This is a genomic window from Cellulomonas sp. Leaf395, assembly GCF_001424125.1.
Taxonomy (GTDB): domain Bacteria; phylum Actinomycetota; class Actinomycetes; order Actinomycetales; family Cellulomonadaceae; genus Cellulomonas.
Window position 1 is genome coordinate 352,815 of the sequence record NZ_LMQI01000003.1, and the last position, 14,388, is coordinate 367,202.

Annotated in this window: 16 protein-coding genes; all 16 read left to right on the forward strand. The window is 71.8% G+C overall.

What is annotated here, in order from left to right; all coding sequences use genetic code 11:
• Positions 1 to 90 precede the first annotated feature (90 nt).
• The 16 genes from ASG23_RS20130 (at position 91) to ASG23_RS09605 (ending at position 14,384) form a co-directional block, all read left to right on the forward strand.
• On the forward strand, positions 91 to 900 hold the full coding sequence (locus ASG23_RS20130) for a hypothetical protein (RefSeq protein ID WP_056023595.1): 810 nt from the start codon (positions 91 to 93) through the stop codon (positions 898 to 900).
• Positions 897 to 1,625, forward strand: a complete 729-nt coding sequence (gene cpaB, locus ASG23_RS09535; RefSeq protein WP_056023598.1) for a Flp pilus assembly protein CpaB — start codon at positions 897 to 899, stop codon at positions 1,623 to 1,625. Before ASG23_RS20130 ends, cpaB begins: the two co-directional genes overlap by 4 nt.
• Positions 1,625 to 3,220 carry an AAA family ATPase gene (locus ASG23_RS09540; protein ID WP_056023601.1) on the forward strand — a complete coding sequence of 532 codons (1,596 nt, stop codon included), beginning with the start codon at positions 1,625 to 1,627 and terminating at the stop codon, positions 3,218 to 3,220. The genes cpaB and ASG23_RS09540 overlap by 1 nt, the downstream gene beginning before the upstream one ends.
• Positions 3,217 to 3,573, forward strand: coding sequence for a TadE/TadG family type IV pilus assembly protein (locus tag ASG23_RS09545; protein WP_056023604.1), 357 nt, complete (start codon positions 3,217 to 3,219; stop codon positions 3,571 to 3,573). Before ASG23_RS09540 ends, ASG23_RS09545 begins: the two co-directional genes overlap by 4 nt.
• Positions 3,573 to 5,018, forward strand: a complete 1,446-nt coding sequence (locus ASG23_RS09550) for a CpaF family protein (RefSeq protein ID WP_082516031.1) — start codon at positions 3,573 to 3,575, stop codon at positions 5,016 to 5,018. The genes ASG23_RS09545 and ASG23_RS09550 overlap by 1 nt, the downstream gene beginning before the upstream one ends.
• A complete protein-coding gene (locus tag ASG23_RS09555; protein WP_056023607.1) occupies positions 5,015 to 5,938 on the forward strand; it encodes a type II secretion system F family protein in 924 nt (307 codons plus the stop codon). Before ASG23_RS09550 ends, ASG23_RS09555 begins: the two co-directional genes overlap by 4 nt.
• Complete coding sequence (locus ASG23_RS09560) at positions 5,935 to 6,837, forward strand: type II secretion system F family protein (RefSeq protein WP_056023610.1); 903 nt, start codon at positions 5,935 to 5,937, stop codon at positions 6,835 to 6,837. Before ASG23_RS09555 ends, ASG23_RS09560 begins: the two co-directional genes overlap by 4 nt.
• The gene (locus ASG23_RS09565; protein WP_056023612.1) at positions 6,834 to 8,003 is read left to right on the forward strand and encodes a sensor histidine kinase; all 1,170 of its coding nucleotides are present in this window, start codon (positions 6,834 to 6,836) and stop codon (positions 8,001 to 8,003) included. Before ASG23_RS09560 ends, ASG23_RS09565 begins: the two co-directional genes overlap by 4 nt.
• On the forward strand, positions 7,993 to 8,679 hold the full coding sequence (locus ASG23_RS09570; protein WP_200941556.1) for a response regulator: 687 nt from the start codon (positions 7,993 to 7,995) through the stop codon (positions 8,677 to 8,679). Before ASG23_RS09565 ends, ASG23_RS09570 begins: the two co-directional genes overlap by 11 nt.
• 171 nt (positions 8,680 to 8,850) lie before the next feature.
• Positions 8,851 to 9,045, forward strand: coding sequence for a hypothetical protein (locus ASG23_RS09575; protein ID WP_056023615.1), 195 nt, complete (start codon positions 8,851 to 8,853; stop codon positions 9,043 to 9,045).
• A gap of 142 nt (positions 9,046 to 9,187) precedes the next feature.
• The gene (locus ASG23_RS20535; protein ID WP_056023618.1) at positions 9,188 to 10,249 is read left to right on the forward strand and encodes an OmpA family protein; all 1,062 of its coding nucleotides are present in this window, start codon (positions 9,188 to 9,190) and stop codon (positions 10,247 to 10,249) included.
• A complete protein-coding gene (locus tag ASG23_RS09585; RefSeq protein ID WP_056023621.1) occupies positions 10,246 to 10,872 on the forward strand; it encodes a hypothetical protein in 627 nt (208 codons plus the stop codon). The genes ASG23_RS20535 and ASG23_RS09585 overlap by 4 nt, the downstream gene beginning before the upstream one ends.
• Positions 10,869 to 11,636, forward strand: a complete 768-nt coding sequence (locus ASG23_RS09590; protein WP_157465600.1) for a hypothetical protein — start codon at positions 10,869 to 10,871, stop codon at positions 11,634 to 11,636. The genes ASG23_RS09585 and ASG23_RS09590 overlap by 4 nt, the downstream gene beginning before the upstream one ends.
• Before the next feature lie 135 nt (positions 11,637 to 11,771).
• Complete coding sequence (locus ASG23_RS09595; protein WP_056023627.1) at positions 11,772 to 13,175, forward strand: hypothetical protein; 1,404 nt, start codon at positions 11,772 to 11,774, stop codon at positions 13,173 to 13,175.
• Positions 13,176 to 13,228: 53 nt separating this feature from the next.
• Positions 13,229 to 13,831: a hypothetical protein gene (locus tag ASG23_RS09600; protein WP_056023630.1), complete on the forward strand. Its 603-nt coding sequence runs from the start codon at positions 13,229 to 13,231 to the stop codon at positions 13,829 to 13,831.
• Positions 13,824 to 14,384: a hypothetical protein gene (locus ASG23_RS09605; RefSeq protein WP_157465601.1), complete on the forward strand. Its 561-nt coding sequence runs from the start codon at positions 13,824 to 13,826 to the stop codon at positions 14,382 to 14,384. The genes ASG23_RS09600 and ASG23_RS09605 overlap by 8 nt, the downstream gene beginning before the upstream one ends.
• Positions 14,385 to 14,388: the final 4 nt, after the last annotated feature.

Below are 14,388 nucleotides of genomic sequence, written 5' to 3' on the forward strand. Positions count from 1 at the left end.
CCGCGATGTTCTTCGGGTTGGTCAGAGTCAGCAGGTTCGGCAGGTACGGCACGTCTGCCATGGACCGCGCACAGGGGGAGCTCACGCCGGATGCCAGCGATCGCCATCACAGCGCTCCTCGACGTCGGGGCGGACGCTCCCGACACCGGAGCATCGCGCATCACGGTCGTCGCACCGACCGACCTGGCCGGTGTGAACAGCACGACCCTGGGCGACGCGACGCACGTGCTCGTGATCGGCGAGCGCCGCCACGAGACACTGGTGCGACGGTACGCCGCCGCGCTCGCGGACCGCGGACCGACGGTCGCGTGGCGGACGTTGCCGCACGGTCCCGGCGCGATCCTGGTGCTCGCCAACCAGGCGGCGTCCATCGGCCTCGACGCCGGCCAGTCCGTGGCGTTCCTGGACGCCCTGGCGGGCCTGACGTGGAGCGGCGCCTGGACGCCGTCCGTCGCCAACCTCACGGACCCCGCACCGTCGCTCGGTGAGCACCTGCGGTCGTTGACGCCCGGCGGGAAGGGCTTCGTCGTCACCCTGTCGGGCCCGAACCCCTCGGTGGACGCGGTCGGCAAGGCGACAGTCCCCGAGCCGGGACCGGACCGCGGCACCCTGTACTGCGCGAACCCCGACCTGCTCCCGCCGGCTGCGCGCGAGCAGCTGCTCGCCGCGAGCCGCTGCTCGACCGTCGTCGAGGTGCCCCTCATGCGGGTCGACGTCGTCGGTCGTCTCGGCACCGACCGTGCCGTGGAGGCCGTCGCCCTGCCTGGCGGCGGTGGGGTGCAGCTGCCCGCCGCCCGTGGCACCTGCCCCACCTGTGCCACCACCGTCTTCACCGACTTCTGCCCGTTCTGCCATGTGCGGCGGACGGATCCGTCCGACTTCCGAGGAGCCCTTGCGTGAACCCCCGCCAGCGACGCGGAGTGCTGTTCATCCTCCTGTCCGTCCTCATCGCCGTCGTGGTCTTCTTCCTCGTGGCCTCGTACGTGGGCAACGTCTCGAGCAAGGTGGGCTCCGTGGTGACGGTCTACCGGGCCGCCGACGACCTCCCCGCGTTCACCACGCTCGACGAGTCGTCGATCGTCGCCGACGAGGTGCCCGAACGGTGGCTCTCGACCTCGGCCCGCGTGACGCAGGGCGATCTTCTGGGCCGCAAGGTGGGTGTCAACCTCGAGGAGGGCACGATGATCACCACGGACGTCCTCGTCCCGCCGTCGGACCTCAGCCCGACGGAGCGGGAGATCGCGATCAACGTCGACGAGGTCACCGGGATCGCGGACCGCATCGTGCCCGGGGACCACGTCGACATCTACGCGGTGTTCGCGGACGTGCCGGGACTGCCCAAGCAGGTACGCGTGCTGGTGGAGGACGTCCGGGTGGTGTCCGTCCGCGGGAGCCAGGTGCTGGTGGACGAGGACAGCGCCACGGGTCAGGCGTCCGTCGTCCCCGTGACGCTCGCGCTCGAGCCCAACGACGCGCTCGCGGTCACGTACGCCTCCGCGTTCGCGGACGAGGTCCGGCTCGTGGGCCTGCCGGCCGGTTCGGGTGAGGACCGCACGGGCGAGGAGGACGAGTTCGACGCCACGCAGCTGGGCGGGGTCGCCGTCCCGGAAGGGGAGCAGGGCTGATGGCAGGCACCGTCGTCATCGGGTGCGCGGACCAGTCGCTCGCCTACGAGCTGCGGTCCCAGCTGGCCGAGGCCGCCGACATCGAGGTCGTGGGAGTCGCCGAGACGACGACCGAGATGGCGAACCTCGTGCTGGACCGCGAGCCGAACCTGGTTCTCGTCCACGACCTGCTCGGGCCCGAACCCGTGCACCAGGTCATCCGGGACCTCGGGTTGCGCCGGCCCGCGAGCGTGGCGATCGTCGTGACGAGCGACGGCGACCCCGAGTCGCTGGCCTCCGCGATGGATGCCGGCGCCCGTGGCGTTCTCGCGTACCCGCTGTCGTTCGCCGACGTGCAGCAGCGCGTCAACACCGCGCTCGACTGGTCGCGGCACATGGAGAGCCTGCTGATCAGCGCCTCCAGCGACGGCGGGAGCGCCCGCGGTCGCGCGACCGTCGTGGCGGTGACCGGGACCAAGGGCGGCGTGGGCACCACGACCCTGGTCACGCACCTCGCGTGGGACGTCCGCCGCGAGCTGCCCGACCACAAGGTGCTCGTCGTCGACCTCGACCTGGAGAAGGGCGACGTCTCCAGCCTCATCGAGGCGCGCGCACGGACCTCGGTCGCCGACCTGGCGAAGGTGGCGCAGGACCTGTCGGTCCGCACCGTCGCCGACGCGGTCTTCGAGCACGAGTCCGGGATCCACCTGCTCCTGCCGCCCGACGACGTGCGCGACGTCGAGTGGGTCACCCCGGCCGCGATCCGCCAGATCGTCGGGCTCCTTCGCCAGCAGTACGACCTGGTGCTGATCGACGTCGGTGCCCACGTCACGCCGGTGCAGGCGGCCGTCGTGGAGATCTCCGACGAGGTGGTCTCGGTCGTCACGCCGGACCTGGTGAGCATCCGGGCACTGCGCCGCACCCTGGGCTGGTGGGAGTCGCTGCAGGTGCGCAAGCCCGACGGCGTGCACGTCCTGATCAACAAGGCGTCCCGGACCGACGAGGTGCAGCCGGAGACGGTCAAGCGACTGTCGCCCGGCCCCGTGCTCGCCACCGTCCTGCCGGACATGGGCCACAAGCTCGAGACCGCCATGAACTCCCGCGCCCCCGAGATGGTCACCGACCCCGCCTGGTGGCGTGCACTGCGCGCGTTCGGTCGCGAGGTCGGCGTCGTGCGCCGACCCACCACAACGTCCGATCCCGCGTCGACCGATGCCGCAGCGCGGCCACGCCGGTCGGGCGGGCGTCGCCAGAAGGCGGCGGCGTCCGACGAGACCGGATCGGTGGCCGTGGAGCTGGTTGCCCTGCTGCCGGCGATCCTGATCGTCTGCGCGGTGCTCTGGCAGCTGGGGCTGACCGGCCTCACCTACGTCTGGACCGGCTACGGTGCCGCGGCCGCGGCACGGTCCGTCGCCCTCAAGGAGTCGCCGGCGCAGGTGCGCGCTGCCGCGCTCGACGCGTTCCCGGGCAGCATGCGGGCCAACGTCGACGTGGACGTCGCGTCACCGCGGCAGTCGTCCGTCGACGTCAGCGTGCGCATCCCCGTGGTGATGCCGGGTGTGCTGAACACCCCGTGGACCGCGACGATCAGCAGAGACGTGGTGATGGAGCCATGATCCGACGAGCACGAGCACGCGTCCTTCGGGACGACGACCGCGGGTCGTCGGCGATCGAGGTGCTCGGCATCATGCCGGTCGTCGTCGTCGTGATCCTCGCGCTCCTGCAGGTGGGTGCCGCGGCCGTCACCACGCTCGCCACCAACCAGGCGGTGCGCGACGGTGCCCGGGCCATGAGCCTGGGCCGCTCGGTCCCGGCGGCCGTCGACGCCTCGCTCCCCGGCAACATGCGCGCGAGCCAGATCACGTACCCCGCGGACGGTGTGCGGATCGAGGTGCCGGTGCTCCGGATCGGCATCTTCCCCAGCTTCACGGTGGTCCGCGAGGCCGCCATGCCACGGACGGCGCCCTGATGCGCGCGGGCTTCGGTGAGTGGGCGCACCGCACGGATCCGCTCCCGGCAACCCCGGAACCCGCCCTGGGCGCGCTCGCGCCGACGCGCAGCGACCTGGACGAAGGGCTCGTCTCCACCTTCAAGCGCAAGCTGCTCGACGAGGTCGACCTGCACGAGCTGGGCCGGCTGGACCCGGGCCAGCGGCGCATCCGGCTCGAGCGCGTGGTGGCGCACCTGGTGTCCACCGAGGGCGTCATCCTCACGACGCGGGAGCGCAACGCGCTCATCCGCCGGGTCGTCGACGAGTCGATCGGCCTCGGTGTCCTCGAGCCCTTGCTGGCCGACGAGACCGTCTCCGAGATCATGATCAACGGCCCGGACACCATCTACGTCGAGCGGTTCGGCCAGGTCGAGCGGGTGTCGGCGTCGTTCGCGTCCGAGGAACAGCTCCGCCAGACGATCGACCGGATCGTGTCCACCGTGAACCGCCGGGTCGACGAGTCCAGCCCCATGGTCGACGCGCGGCTCCCGGCCGACGAGCGGATGCCGCGCGGTGCCCGTGTGCACGTTGTCCTGCCACCGCTGGTGCTCAACGGGCCCACGGTGACCATCCGACTGTTCCCGAAGTCCTACGGGCTCGACGAGCTGCTCAACCGTGGGAGCCTCGACGAGCCGACCGCGGAGCTCCTCGCCGCATGCGTCCGGGCACGGCTGAACATCATCGTGTCCGGCGGCACGTCCTCGGGCAAGACGACGATGCTCAACGCGCTCTCCGCGTTCATCCAGGGCCGGCAGCGCATCATCACCATCGAGGACGCCGCCGAGCTGTCCCTGGTCCAGGACCACGTGGTCCGGCTCGAGACCCGCCCGGCGAACGTGGAGGGCCACGGCCAGGTCACCATCCGCGACCTGGTCCGCAACGCCCTGCGCATGCGCCCGGACCGGATCATCGTCGGTGAGGTGCGCGGCGGTGAGGCGCTCGACATGCTCCAGGCCATGAACACCGGCCACGAGGGCTCGCTGGCCACGGTGCACGCGAACACCACCGTCGACGCGCTGATCCGGCTGGAGACGCTCGCGTCGATGAGCGACGTCGAGGTGCCGTTCCACGCCCTGCGCGACCAGGTGAACAACGCCGTCGACCTCGTCATCCAGCTGCTCCGCGGCTCGGACGGCACCCGCCGCGTGGTCGAGGTGGGGTGGGTGTCCTCCCGGCACCGCGAGGACTTCGCGGTGCAGCCGCTCATGCGGTGGGACCCCGAGATCCCCAACGCGTCCGGTCCGCCCGGTCGGTTCGTGCGCTATCCCATCCCGCAGCCGATCCTCGACAAGCTGCGCATCGCTGGAGAGCCGATCGGGCTGTCCGCCGTGCCGCTGACAGTCGCGCCCGGCCCCGGCACCGCGCCCGCGGCGTCCGCTGAGCCCGCTGGGCCCGCCGCCTCGGGCCGACGGGCGGCGCCATGATCATCCTCGTCATCCTGCTCGGCGTCCTGGCCGCGGCGATCTTCTTCGTGATCGGTGCGGGCCACCTCGGTGGCGCGATGGCACGGCGCCGGTCCCTCGTGGCCGGTGTCATCTCCGACGAGCTCGGCGAGCAGACGCGCTTCCTGCAGTGGGACCGGGCGTTCCGGCGCACCGGACCCGGCCGGTGGGTCGAGAGCCAGCTGCTGCTGGCAGGCGAGGAGCGGCGCGCCCCGCTGCTCGTCGCACTGATCGCGGTCGGCGGTGGCCTGGCCATCGGCTGGGTGCTCGCGGTGGGCCTCGCGCCCATCTTCGGGCTGCTGGGCATCGCCGCGGTCGTCGTCGGTGTCAAGGCCTACCTCGCCCGGGCCAAGGACAGGCGCAACGAGCAGTTCATCGCCCAGATGCCCGAGCTCGCGCGGGTCCTGTCCAACGCGACGAGTGCGGGGCTCTCGATCGCGTCGGCCGTCAGCATCGCCGCGAGCGAGCTGTCCGAGCCCGCCGGCCCGGAGCTGGCGCGGGTGGCGTCCCGCATGCGCTTCGGCGACAGCCTGGACACGGCCATGAAGGGTCTCGAGAACCGTCTCCCGTCGCGCGAGGTCACCGTGCTCATCTCGACGCTCCTGGTCAGCGCCCGCAGCGGTGGTTCGCTGGTCAGCGCGCTGCGCGACATCGCGGACACGCTCGAGGCGCGCCGTGAGACCCGCCGTGAGGTACGCACCACGCTCGCGCAGTCGACGTCCACCGGCTACCTCGTGATCGGGATGGGGTTCGCGCTGCTGTTCGTGCTCAACCTCATCCAGCCGGGGACGGTGCAGGCGATGACCGACTCGTGGATCGGTCGCGCCGCCCTGGTCGTCGGCTCGTCGCTGTTCGTCGGCGGCTTCCTGCTGATCCGCCGCATGACGAGGTACGACGGATGAGCGCGTGGCTCGGTCTGGCCGTGGGCATCGCCGCGGCTGCTGCCGCCGTGCTGTTCATGGTCGGCTACCGCCAGATGCGGTCGGACGCCATGGACACCCTGGCGGTCGACGACCTGAACCTCCTGCGGGGGCAGCAGCGGCGGCGTGCGGAGGGCGAGCTCCCGCTGAGCAAGCTCGCGCGCACCCAGGTGCCCCGGTTGCGCCGGCTCCTCGGGCCGGCACGCCTGGCGCGGTTGCAGCGGATGATCGACGAAGCCGGGCGACCCGACGGGCTCACCGTCGACGGGTACCTGACCCGCACGGCGTGGTGGGCGATGCTCACCCTGCCGGTGGCGTTCGTCATGCTCCTCGCCGGCAACCTGCTGCTCGCGGTGCTGGCGCTCGTCGTCCCGGTGCTCCTGCCGCTGTCCGCCGTCGCGGGTGCGCAACGACGGCGACGGGAGCAGATCGACAAGGACCTGCCCGACTTCCTCGACGTCCTCGCGGTCACGGTCATGGCCGGCGTGAACTTCCGTGCCGCCCTCGCCCGGGTCGCGGAGCGGTTCGCGGGCCCGCTGGGGGAGGAGATCACGCTGACCCTGCACCAGATCGCCAACGGCGCGTCGGTGCGTCAGGCGTTCCAGGACCTGCGCAGACGCAGCTCGTCGGAGGCGGTGGCGCAGTTCGTCTCCGCGCTCCTGCAGTCCCAGGAGCTGGGTGCCCCGCTGGCGGAGTCGCTCAAGCAGATCGCCGAGGACATGCGCCGGGAGAGCGGTCAGCGGCAGCGCCGGGCCGCCGCACGGACGGCGCCGCGGGTGACCCTCGTGACCTCGCTGGTCCTGGTGCCCGGTGCGCTGATCTTCATCGTCGTCGGGCTGTTCCTGGGTGCCGACGTCGACTTCACCTCCCTGTTCGGATGAGCGAGCCGGTGCAGCGCGACTTCACGCAGCGCGTCGTGGCCGTCGCGCTCCTCGTGCGTCTGCTGGCCATCACGGTGGCGCTCTTCGGCATGATCGGCCAGCCGATCACCGGCACGATGCTGGCCAGCGTGCTGGTGCTGTCGGCGACGAGCTTCTCGTTCCTGATGTACCCGAGCGCCGCGCGCTTCGTCATGCATCACCCGCTCGCGGTGGTGGCCGACCTGCTGCTCACGCTCGTGGTGCTCGCCGTGCTCGGGGTGGAGAGCCCGCTGGTCCTGGCGACGTTCTCGACGGCGCTCATCATGGGCATCCTGTTCGAGCGCCGGGTCGCCGTCCTCGGAGCGACGGCCCTGGTCGCCGGGTACCTGCTCGTGCACCAGCTCCAGCCCACGCCCACGAGCGGGTTCATGATCAACTTGGGCATCCCCGCTCTCTACGTCGGGCTGGTGGCCATCGGCTCGGTGGTGCGACACGCGCACGAGCGTGAGGTGGCGGCCGCCCGCGAGCTGGTCGACGCGCACCGGGCCGTCGCGTCCGCCGACGAGCGGGCTCGGCTGGCGCGTGAGATGCACGACTCGCTGGGCAAGACGCTGCACGGCATCGCCCTGGCGGCGGAGGCGCTCCCCGTCTGGGTCGAGCGTGACCCCGCGACGGCGGTCCGGTACGCGAACGGGCTGGCTGCAGCCGCCAACCAGGCTGCGGCAGAGGCCCGCTCGCTCCTGGTGCGGCTGCGGGCGGACGAGCCCGACCGGCCGTTGGCGCAGGTGCTTGCCGAGCAGTGCCGGACGTGGGGCGACGCGACGGGGATCGAGTGCGTCTTCGAGACGCACGGCGCGGTCGACCTGTCGACGGACGCCCGCTACGAGGCGCTCGCGATCGTGTCGGAGGCCCTGGAGAACGTGATGCGCCACGCGGAGGCCGACCGCGTGAGCGTGTCGCTGGCGGGCGCAGCCGGGGGCACGGTCCGGATCGAGGTCGTCGACGACGGCCGCGGGTTCGTCGTGCCCGACGGCGGTGTCAGCCCGCCGAACCACTTCGGCCTGACCGGGATGCACGAGCGCGCGGTGCAGGCGGGCGCCGACCTCTCGGTGACCTCCCGACCCGGTCGGGGTACCCGTGTGGTCCTCGACCTCGACCCGACGAAGGAGTCCTCAGGTGTCCGGTGAAGGCTCGACGGTCGCAGGGGTGGCGGCCGACCATCCCGCCCTGACCCAGGTCACGGTGGTCATCGTGGACGACAACGCGGTGATCCGGATGGGGTTGCGGAGCCTCGTCGAGGCGTCGGACCGCATCCGGGTGGTCGGGGAGGCCGGCGACGGCGAAGAGGCCGTGCGCGTGGTGCGTGCCATGCAGCCGGACGTGGTGCTCCTCGACGTGCGGATGCCGCGGCGTGACGGCGTCCAGGTGGCCGCCGAGGTGCGGCAGTGGTGCAAGATCCTCATGCTCACCTACTCCGACGCGCCCGAGATCGTGCGCGCCGCGGTGGACGCGGGCGCGAGCGGGTACCTGGTGCACGGCCAGTTCGCGTCGCACGAGCTCGAGCGCTCGATCCTCGCCGTGGCCGAGGGGTCGTTCCTGCTCTCGCCGACGGCGGCGCAGGCGCTGCGCGAGACCTGGATCGTCCCGGCGGCGCCCGCGGCTCCGTCGCGCCCGGACGTGGGCCTCTCCGAGCGCCAGCGCGAGGTGATGGAGCTCATCGCGGCGGGCCGGACCAACCCGGAGATCGCGGCCGCGTGCTACCTGTCGGAGAAGACGGTGAAGAACCACGTCAACCACATCTTCGCGCGACTCGGTGTCCGGACGCGTGCGGAGGCGGTCTCGGTGTGGCTCGGTGGGGCCTGATGCCTGGGTCCGGCCGGTGACAGATGGGCCCGAGGTTGGGCCCACGGACCCGCCGGTGACGTCCGGAGCGTCCGTAATGTTTCAGGTGTCAGCAAGGGGCTCGGGAGACCGGGACCGCAGAGAAAGCATCCGACCGGTGTCCCCGGGCGGCACACGTGGAGGAGCACACTCATGACCCGCATGTTCGTCAACACCAAGATCCGCCTCGCCAAGGCCGTCGAGGCTCGTGAGGCCGGTCAGGGCACGCTGGAGTACCTCGGCATCGTCGTCGTGGTCGTCCTCCTCGTCGGCGCCCTCATCACCGCCTTCACGGCCTTCGACCTGGGCGGCAAGATCACGGAGCAGCTCGACAAGATCGTCCCCTGACAACCCCGTACGCAGGCAGGAGCGACGGCCCTTCGCGGGCCGTCGCTTCTCCACGTGCACGGCGGTGTCGGTTCCGTCGTGCGTCTGAAGGCCTCGGTCGGCACGTCTACGCTGACCCGATGACCACGAGGGAGACACACACGTGAGACGCGCACTCGCTACGGCCGTCGCGGCCGTCGTGCTCGTTCTGTCGGCGGTGACCGCGGACGCCGCAGGGCGCGAGCCGGTGCCCACGGGCACGGTCGAGGTGGACGGTCAGGAGGTCCCGGTCGAGGGCAGCTTCACCTACCACTACCGGAACGACGACTCCGAGCCGGAGGTCCGCGGACTGATCCACGGCGTGCGGCGCGTCGACGGTGGCACCGTCCTGTACTACTCGATCGGCTGGAACGGCAGCGGCAAGTTCACCGGCTCGCTCGCCGCGAAGGTGCCGGAGAGCCCGTACGCACGTCTGCACGTGACCGACCTCTTCCTCGTCGACACCGCGGGCCTGAACTCGTACGCACCCCTCGCCAGCGAGGAGGACACCTTCACGACCTACGCGACCGACCTCGACTCCGCCTCGGGCGAGCTGCGCGTCGGCTGGGCCGTCTTCCCGGAGCTCCCGGAGGACGTCACCGAGGTCCAGGTGCAGATGCCGTACGGCACCTCGGCCGGCGCCGTGCCCGTGCAGGACGGTGCGCTCGAGCCTGTCGGCAAGGAGAAGGCTCCGTACGTGGGCGAGGGCTGGCCGCAGCTCCCGGCCGCCGCGGACCTCGCCTCGGCCGACCCTGCTGCGTTCACGTTCCCGCTCCTGCGCCGTTCCGGTGACGTGGAGGGAACCGCGAAGGTCGAGGAGTCCGTGGAGGCCGTGGCTGTGACGCTGGACGCCAACGTGCTGTTCGCGTCGGGCTCGGCAGAGCTGACACCCGAGGCCAGCAGCGCCCTGGCGACGGTGGCGGCGGACATCGCCGCGCGCGGCACCGGCGAGGTCGTCGTGACCGGCCACACGGACGCCGACGGCTCCGACGCGTTCAACCAGACACTCTCCGAGCAGCGCGCCGCAGCGGTGCTGGCGGCCCTGCAACCCGCGGCGGGATCGAGCGTGACCTTCGTGTCGGTCGGCAGGGGCGAGGCCGAGCCGGTGGGGGACAACTCGACGGACGAGGGCAAGCAGGCCAACCGCCGCGTGACCGTGGTCTACGGCGTCAAGGGGGACTCATGAAGGGGCTCGTGCGCACCGGCGTGGCCGGCGCCGTGGCGTTGCTGACCGCCGTCGTCCTGACGGGCTGCACCGGGGACGACGACCCGTCGCCCACCGGCAGCGGCTCGGCGACCGGCGGGGGGAGCGAGTCGTCCGCGCCGTCCATGACGCGTGCGGAGCTGGAGTCGGCCGTCTTCGACGGTGAGTCCGGTGGCGGCGAGGTCCTCGGCTCGGTGGAGGGTGCCGTGCCGGACCAGGCCTCCCCGCGGCCGGCGCGGATCGACGTGACCGCCGTCCTGGCCGACGAGACCAGCACGACGGTGTGGTTCACGCTGGTCAACACCGAGGACACGGACCCGCTGCTCCAGCTCTCGGCGTTCAACGCGCAGCGTCCGCTCGCCAACGACATCCGGGACATCGCCCTGGTCGACCCGGGCGCCAAGGTGCGCTACCAGCCGTGGGTCGGCCAGCTGGTGGGTGAGGACTCCAGCATCTGCACGTGCTCCAACGCACCGCTGGGGATGTCGGACGTCGGACAGCTCCTCTCGGGCGCCTTCCCGCCGATCGACCCCTCGACCTCGACCGTCACGTTCGAGGTTCCCGGGTTCGCACCGATCGAGGACCTCCCGGTGACGCGATCGTGAGGTCATGGCACCGGCGGGTCGCTGCGCGCGTGCGCGCGGTGGCTCGCGGGGACGACGGGCTCGCCGCGACGGCGATCATCCTCACCGTCGTGGTGGGCGTCCTCGCCCTCCTGTTCGTCTACGTCATCCCGCTCCTGGCCGCCACGGACAAGGTCGGCCAGACGCAGACCGCGGCCGACGCGGCTGCGTTAGCAGGCGCAGTCGGGGCGCGCGACCGCGCGGTCGACGAGATCGACGACGCGGTCTGGGACCTGCGGATCGCCGCGCTGTTCGGAACCCGCGAGACGTGGCGGTTCTCCGGTGCAGCTGCCGGTGGCAGTGGCCGCCTCGGGGCGGAGCAGTACGCGGCGCGCAACGACGCGTCGGTGGAGTCGTACCACCACGACGCGGCGCGGGACCGGGTGGCGGTCGACGTCCGCCTGGACGCGCGCGGCCCCGAGAACCGCATCGTGCGGTCGAGCGGAACCGCCCAGGTCGGCGTCGAGCTGGCCAGCTGCGAGATCGTCGCCGAGCGGACGATCATCGGCTACACCCAGCCCCCGCCACCGACCCCCACCCCGACGCCGACCCCGACGCCCAGCACGACGCCCAGCCCGACCCCCACGCCGCCGCCGTTCGTCCCGCAGCCGATCTACAGCGCATGGGAGTACCGCATCTCGTGTGCCGGCGAGCACGGGTTCTCCGACTCGGACTCGCGCATCGACCAGCTGGTCGATCGCGCCGCGGCACGGTTGGGCGACCTGGAGCCCATCCTCGTGCGGTGACCTGGGGCTCGACTGGGCCCGTGGGCCCACACGCAGGACGTGAACGGAGCCGTGGGACCCGGCAGACCATGCGGCGAACCGACCTACGGTGGAAGAGCTCGGCTGAGCATCACCATGCAGCGAAGGGTTGATCGAGTGATCTTGACACGCGCGCTCCGGCGCCGCGGCCTCCGGCTCGACGACCGCGGTGCGGGGTCGCTCGAGTACCTCGGCGTGGTCGCTGTGGTCGCCGTCCTCGTCGGCGCGCTCGTGCTGGGCTTCGTCAACAGCCACTACGGCGAGAACCTGTCCGCGCAGCTGTGCAAGCTCACCTCCGCTGTCGGCGGCGGTTCGTGCCCGGCGCCCCCGATGGAGCGCTCGCCGGAGGACTACATCCCGCCGGACGAGTGCGTGGTGTCGTCGACCGGTGAGGAGTCGAACACCGGCGTGACGGTGGTCGTCGACGTCCAGAGTGGTGAGACGTGGGTCATCGAGAAGCTGGGTGACGGCACCTATCGGCTGACCCGGGCCCGGTCGGGCGGTGTGGGCATCGGCGTCGGCGTCGGGTTCGACTTCTCGGCGACCGTCGACGACCAGACCTACGGGGTGGGTGCGACCGCGAAGGCCAACGTGGCGCTCGTCGCCGGGGGCGGCGAGTCGTACATCGCGACGTCCGAAGAGCAGGCCCGCAACATCCTGGACCACAAGCGCAACGACGAGACCAAGGACTCCCTCGTCGGCGACGACAACATCGTGCGGGACGGCGTCGACTGGTTCAACGACAAGCTCGGCGGCAGCAACAAGTACGAGCAGCTCGAGGCCGACGAGTGGTTCGTCGAGGCCGGTGTCGAGGGCAACGCCTCTGCCGGGGCGTCGACGCCGCTCGGCACGGCTGGTGCCGAGGCGGCGATCGAGGCGTACCTCGGCCGGACCCACCGGGCGGACGGCACGACGACGGATTACCTGCGCGCGGAGATGTCGATCGGCGGAGGCCTGCAGGGCCGGGGCCCGAACGCCCAGGGCTACGACACGTTCATGCAGCTCACGGCGGAGGGTTCCGCCGGCGCGGTGGTCGAGGTCGACCGCGACGAGAACGGGAACCCGACGACCTTCCGGATCAAGAGCGTGCTGATGGGCAACGCGACCGGCGACAGCTCGTACACCGGCCCTGTCGAGGACGACCCCGAGTACACCGAGCGGACGATCGACATCCCGCTCGACACCGAGGCAGCTCGCCAGACGGCTGCGCGGGTGCTCCAGGCGGCCGGCATCCCGTACTACCCGGGCATCACCGACTCGGTCGATATCCCGCAGATCGTCGGGGACAAGCTCGACCCGTCGTCGCTCGGACGCGAGCTCGGTGAGCTCGCCGCGGCGCGGGGGCACATCTCAGAGCAGACGTACACGCTGGGTACCAGCGAGGCGGGGTTCAACGCCGAGGGTGAGCTGGGAGTCCAGCTGGGCCTGTCGCACAGCTCCGTGACCAGCAGCCGGTCCACGTCGGACTACAAGTACTGGGACGGGACCGCGATGGTGGACCGTGCCGGCTGCGTGGTGTGACAACCTTCTCGCGGCACACCAGCTCGCGTTCCCACCCTTCTCGGAGGTCTTCCTTGCGTCCCCACCAGCTCATCGCCGTCCGGGTGGCTGTGCTCGTCGGGGCGTTCGCCCTGCTCGCGGGCTGCACGTCGTCGTCGGGCGACGAGACTGACAGCGTGCTGACCCCGAGCGCTGCCCCGTCCGGCTGGACCGCCCAGGAGCTCGCCGGCGTGCAGCTGGCGACACCCACGGACTGGGAGCCCTACGAGACGGACCCGCCCGAGGGCGGCGGTGACGACGTCACGGCGGCGGGGATGAAGATGCCGCTCGGACCCGACGGCGCCGGAGGCTCGGTGTACGTGGTCACCTCGGGCACCCCCACCCGGGACGCCAAGGCGTCGAGCGCGAACAGCCGGACGGTCGGCGAGGCCACCCTCGGAGCACAGGACGTCGTCGAGGAAGAGCTGACCTGGCCGGGGGCGGACGCGGCGGCCTACCTGAAGTACGAGGCGGACCTGCCGATGCCCTCGGGGGACGACGTGCGGTTCCGGTACGAGACCCTCACCCTGGACCTGCCCGACGGCAGCCAGGCCATCGTGACCGTGGTGGGTCCTGTGTCGCGGTACGAGGAGACCGGCCAGCACGACGTGCTGGCGAGCGTCACGGTCGGTGAGTGACCCCGTGGGCATCTTCTCGGGGACGAACATCCGGCGCACCGCCCGGATGTTCGGGACGGCCGCGTTGTTCGCGGCACCGCTCTTCGCCCTGCTCGGGATCGCCGGCCTCCTCGGTCTCGGCTCCTTCGGCGGGACCGCGCCGGTCGAGATCCTCCACTCGGCACCTGCCGGATCGCCGGTCGAGCTGTCGAACAGCGTCCACGGGGACACCGTCTGGGGCCAGCCGGACGTCGACCTCGCGGCGGTGACCTGCGAGGCGTCGAGCACGGACGGATCGAGGACCGTCGACCTGCAGATCGGTCCGGTGGAGGGGAGCCCGTCGGAGGTAGTCGACGCGCAGGGTGCGACGTGGACCTGGCTGTCGGCCACCGACTCCCTCGACGCGGTCTCGCGTGTCACCTGCTCCGGCGGCGGGCTGGAGACGGTCGGCACCTCGGTCGACCCCGGGGACGGGAAGCGAGGCACCCCGGGCGCGCCGTTCCTCGTGTTCGCGGCGTTCCTGCTCGTCCTCGGTCTTGTCCTGCGACGCGTGACGGCGCCGCAGAGTCGCTGAGGTT

Bases quoted from the DNA above. Each gene is read 5' to 3' on its own strand.
- ASG23_RS20130 (WP_056023595.1), top strand. From the start codon at position 91: ATGCCAGCGATCGCCATCACAGCGCTCCTCGACGTCGGGGCGGACGCT.
- ASG23_RS09540 (WP_056023601.1), top strand. From the start codon at position 1,625: ATGGCAGGCACCGTCGTCATCGGGTGCGCGGACCAGTCGCTCGCCTAC.
- ASG23_RS09545 (WP_056023604.1), top strand. From the start codon at position 3,217: ATGATCCGACGAGCACGAGCACGCGTCCTTCGGGACGACGACCGCGGG.
- ASG23_RS09550 (WP_082516031.1), top strand. From the start codon at position 3,573: ATGCGCGCGGGCTTCGGTGAGTGGGCGCACCGCACGGATCCGCTCCCG.
- ASG23_RS09555 (WP_056023607.1), top strand. From the start codon at position 5,015: ATGATCATCCTCGTCATCCTGCTCGGCGTCCTGGCCGCGGCGATCTTC.
- ASG23_RS09560 (WP_056023610.1), top strand. From the start codon at position 5,935: ATGAGCGCGTGGCTCGGTCTGGCCGTGGGCATCGCCGCGGCTGCTGCC.
- ASG23_RS09565 (WP_056023612.1), top strand. From the start codon at position 6,834: ATGAGCGAGCCGGTGCAGCGCGACTTCACGCAGCGCGTCGTGGCCGTC.
- ASG23_RS09575 (WP_056023615.1), top strand. From the start codon at position 8,851: ATGACCCGCATGTTCGTCAACACCAAGATCCGCCTCGCCAAGGCCGTC.
- ASG23_RS09585 (WP_056023621.1), top strand. From the start codon at position 10,246: ATGAAGGGGCTCGTGCGCACCGGCGTGGCCGGCGCCGTGGCGTTGCTG.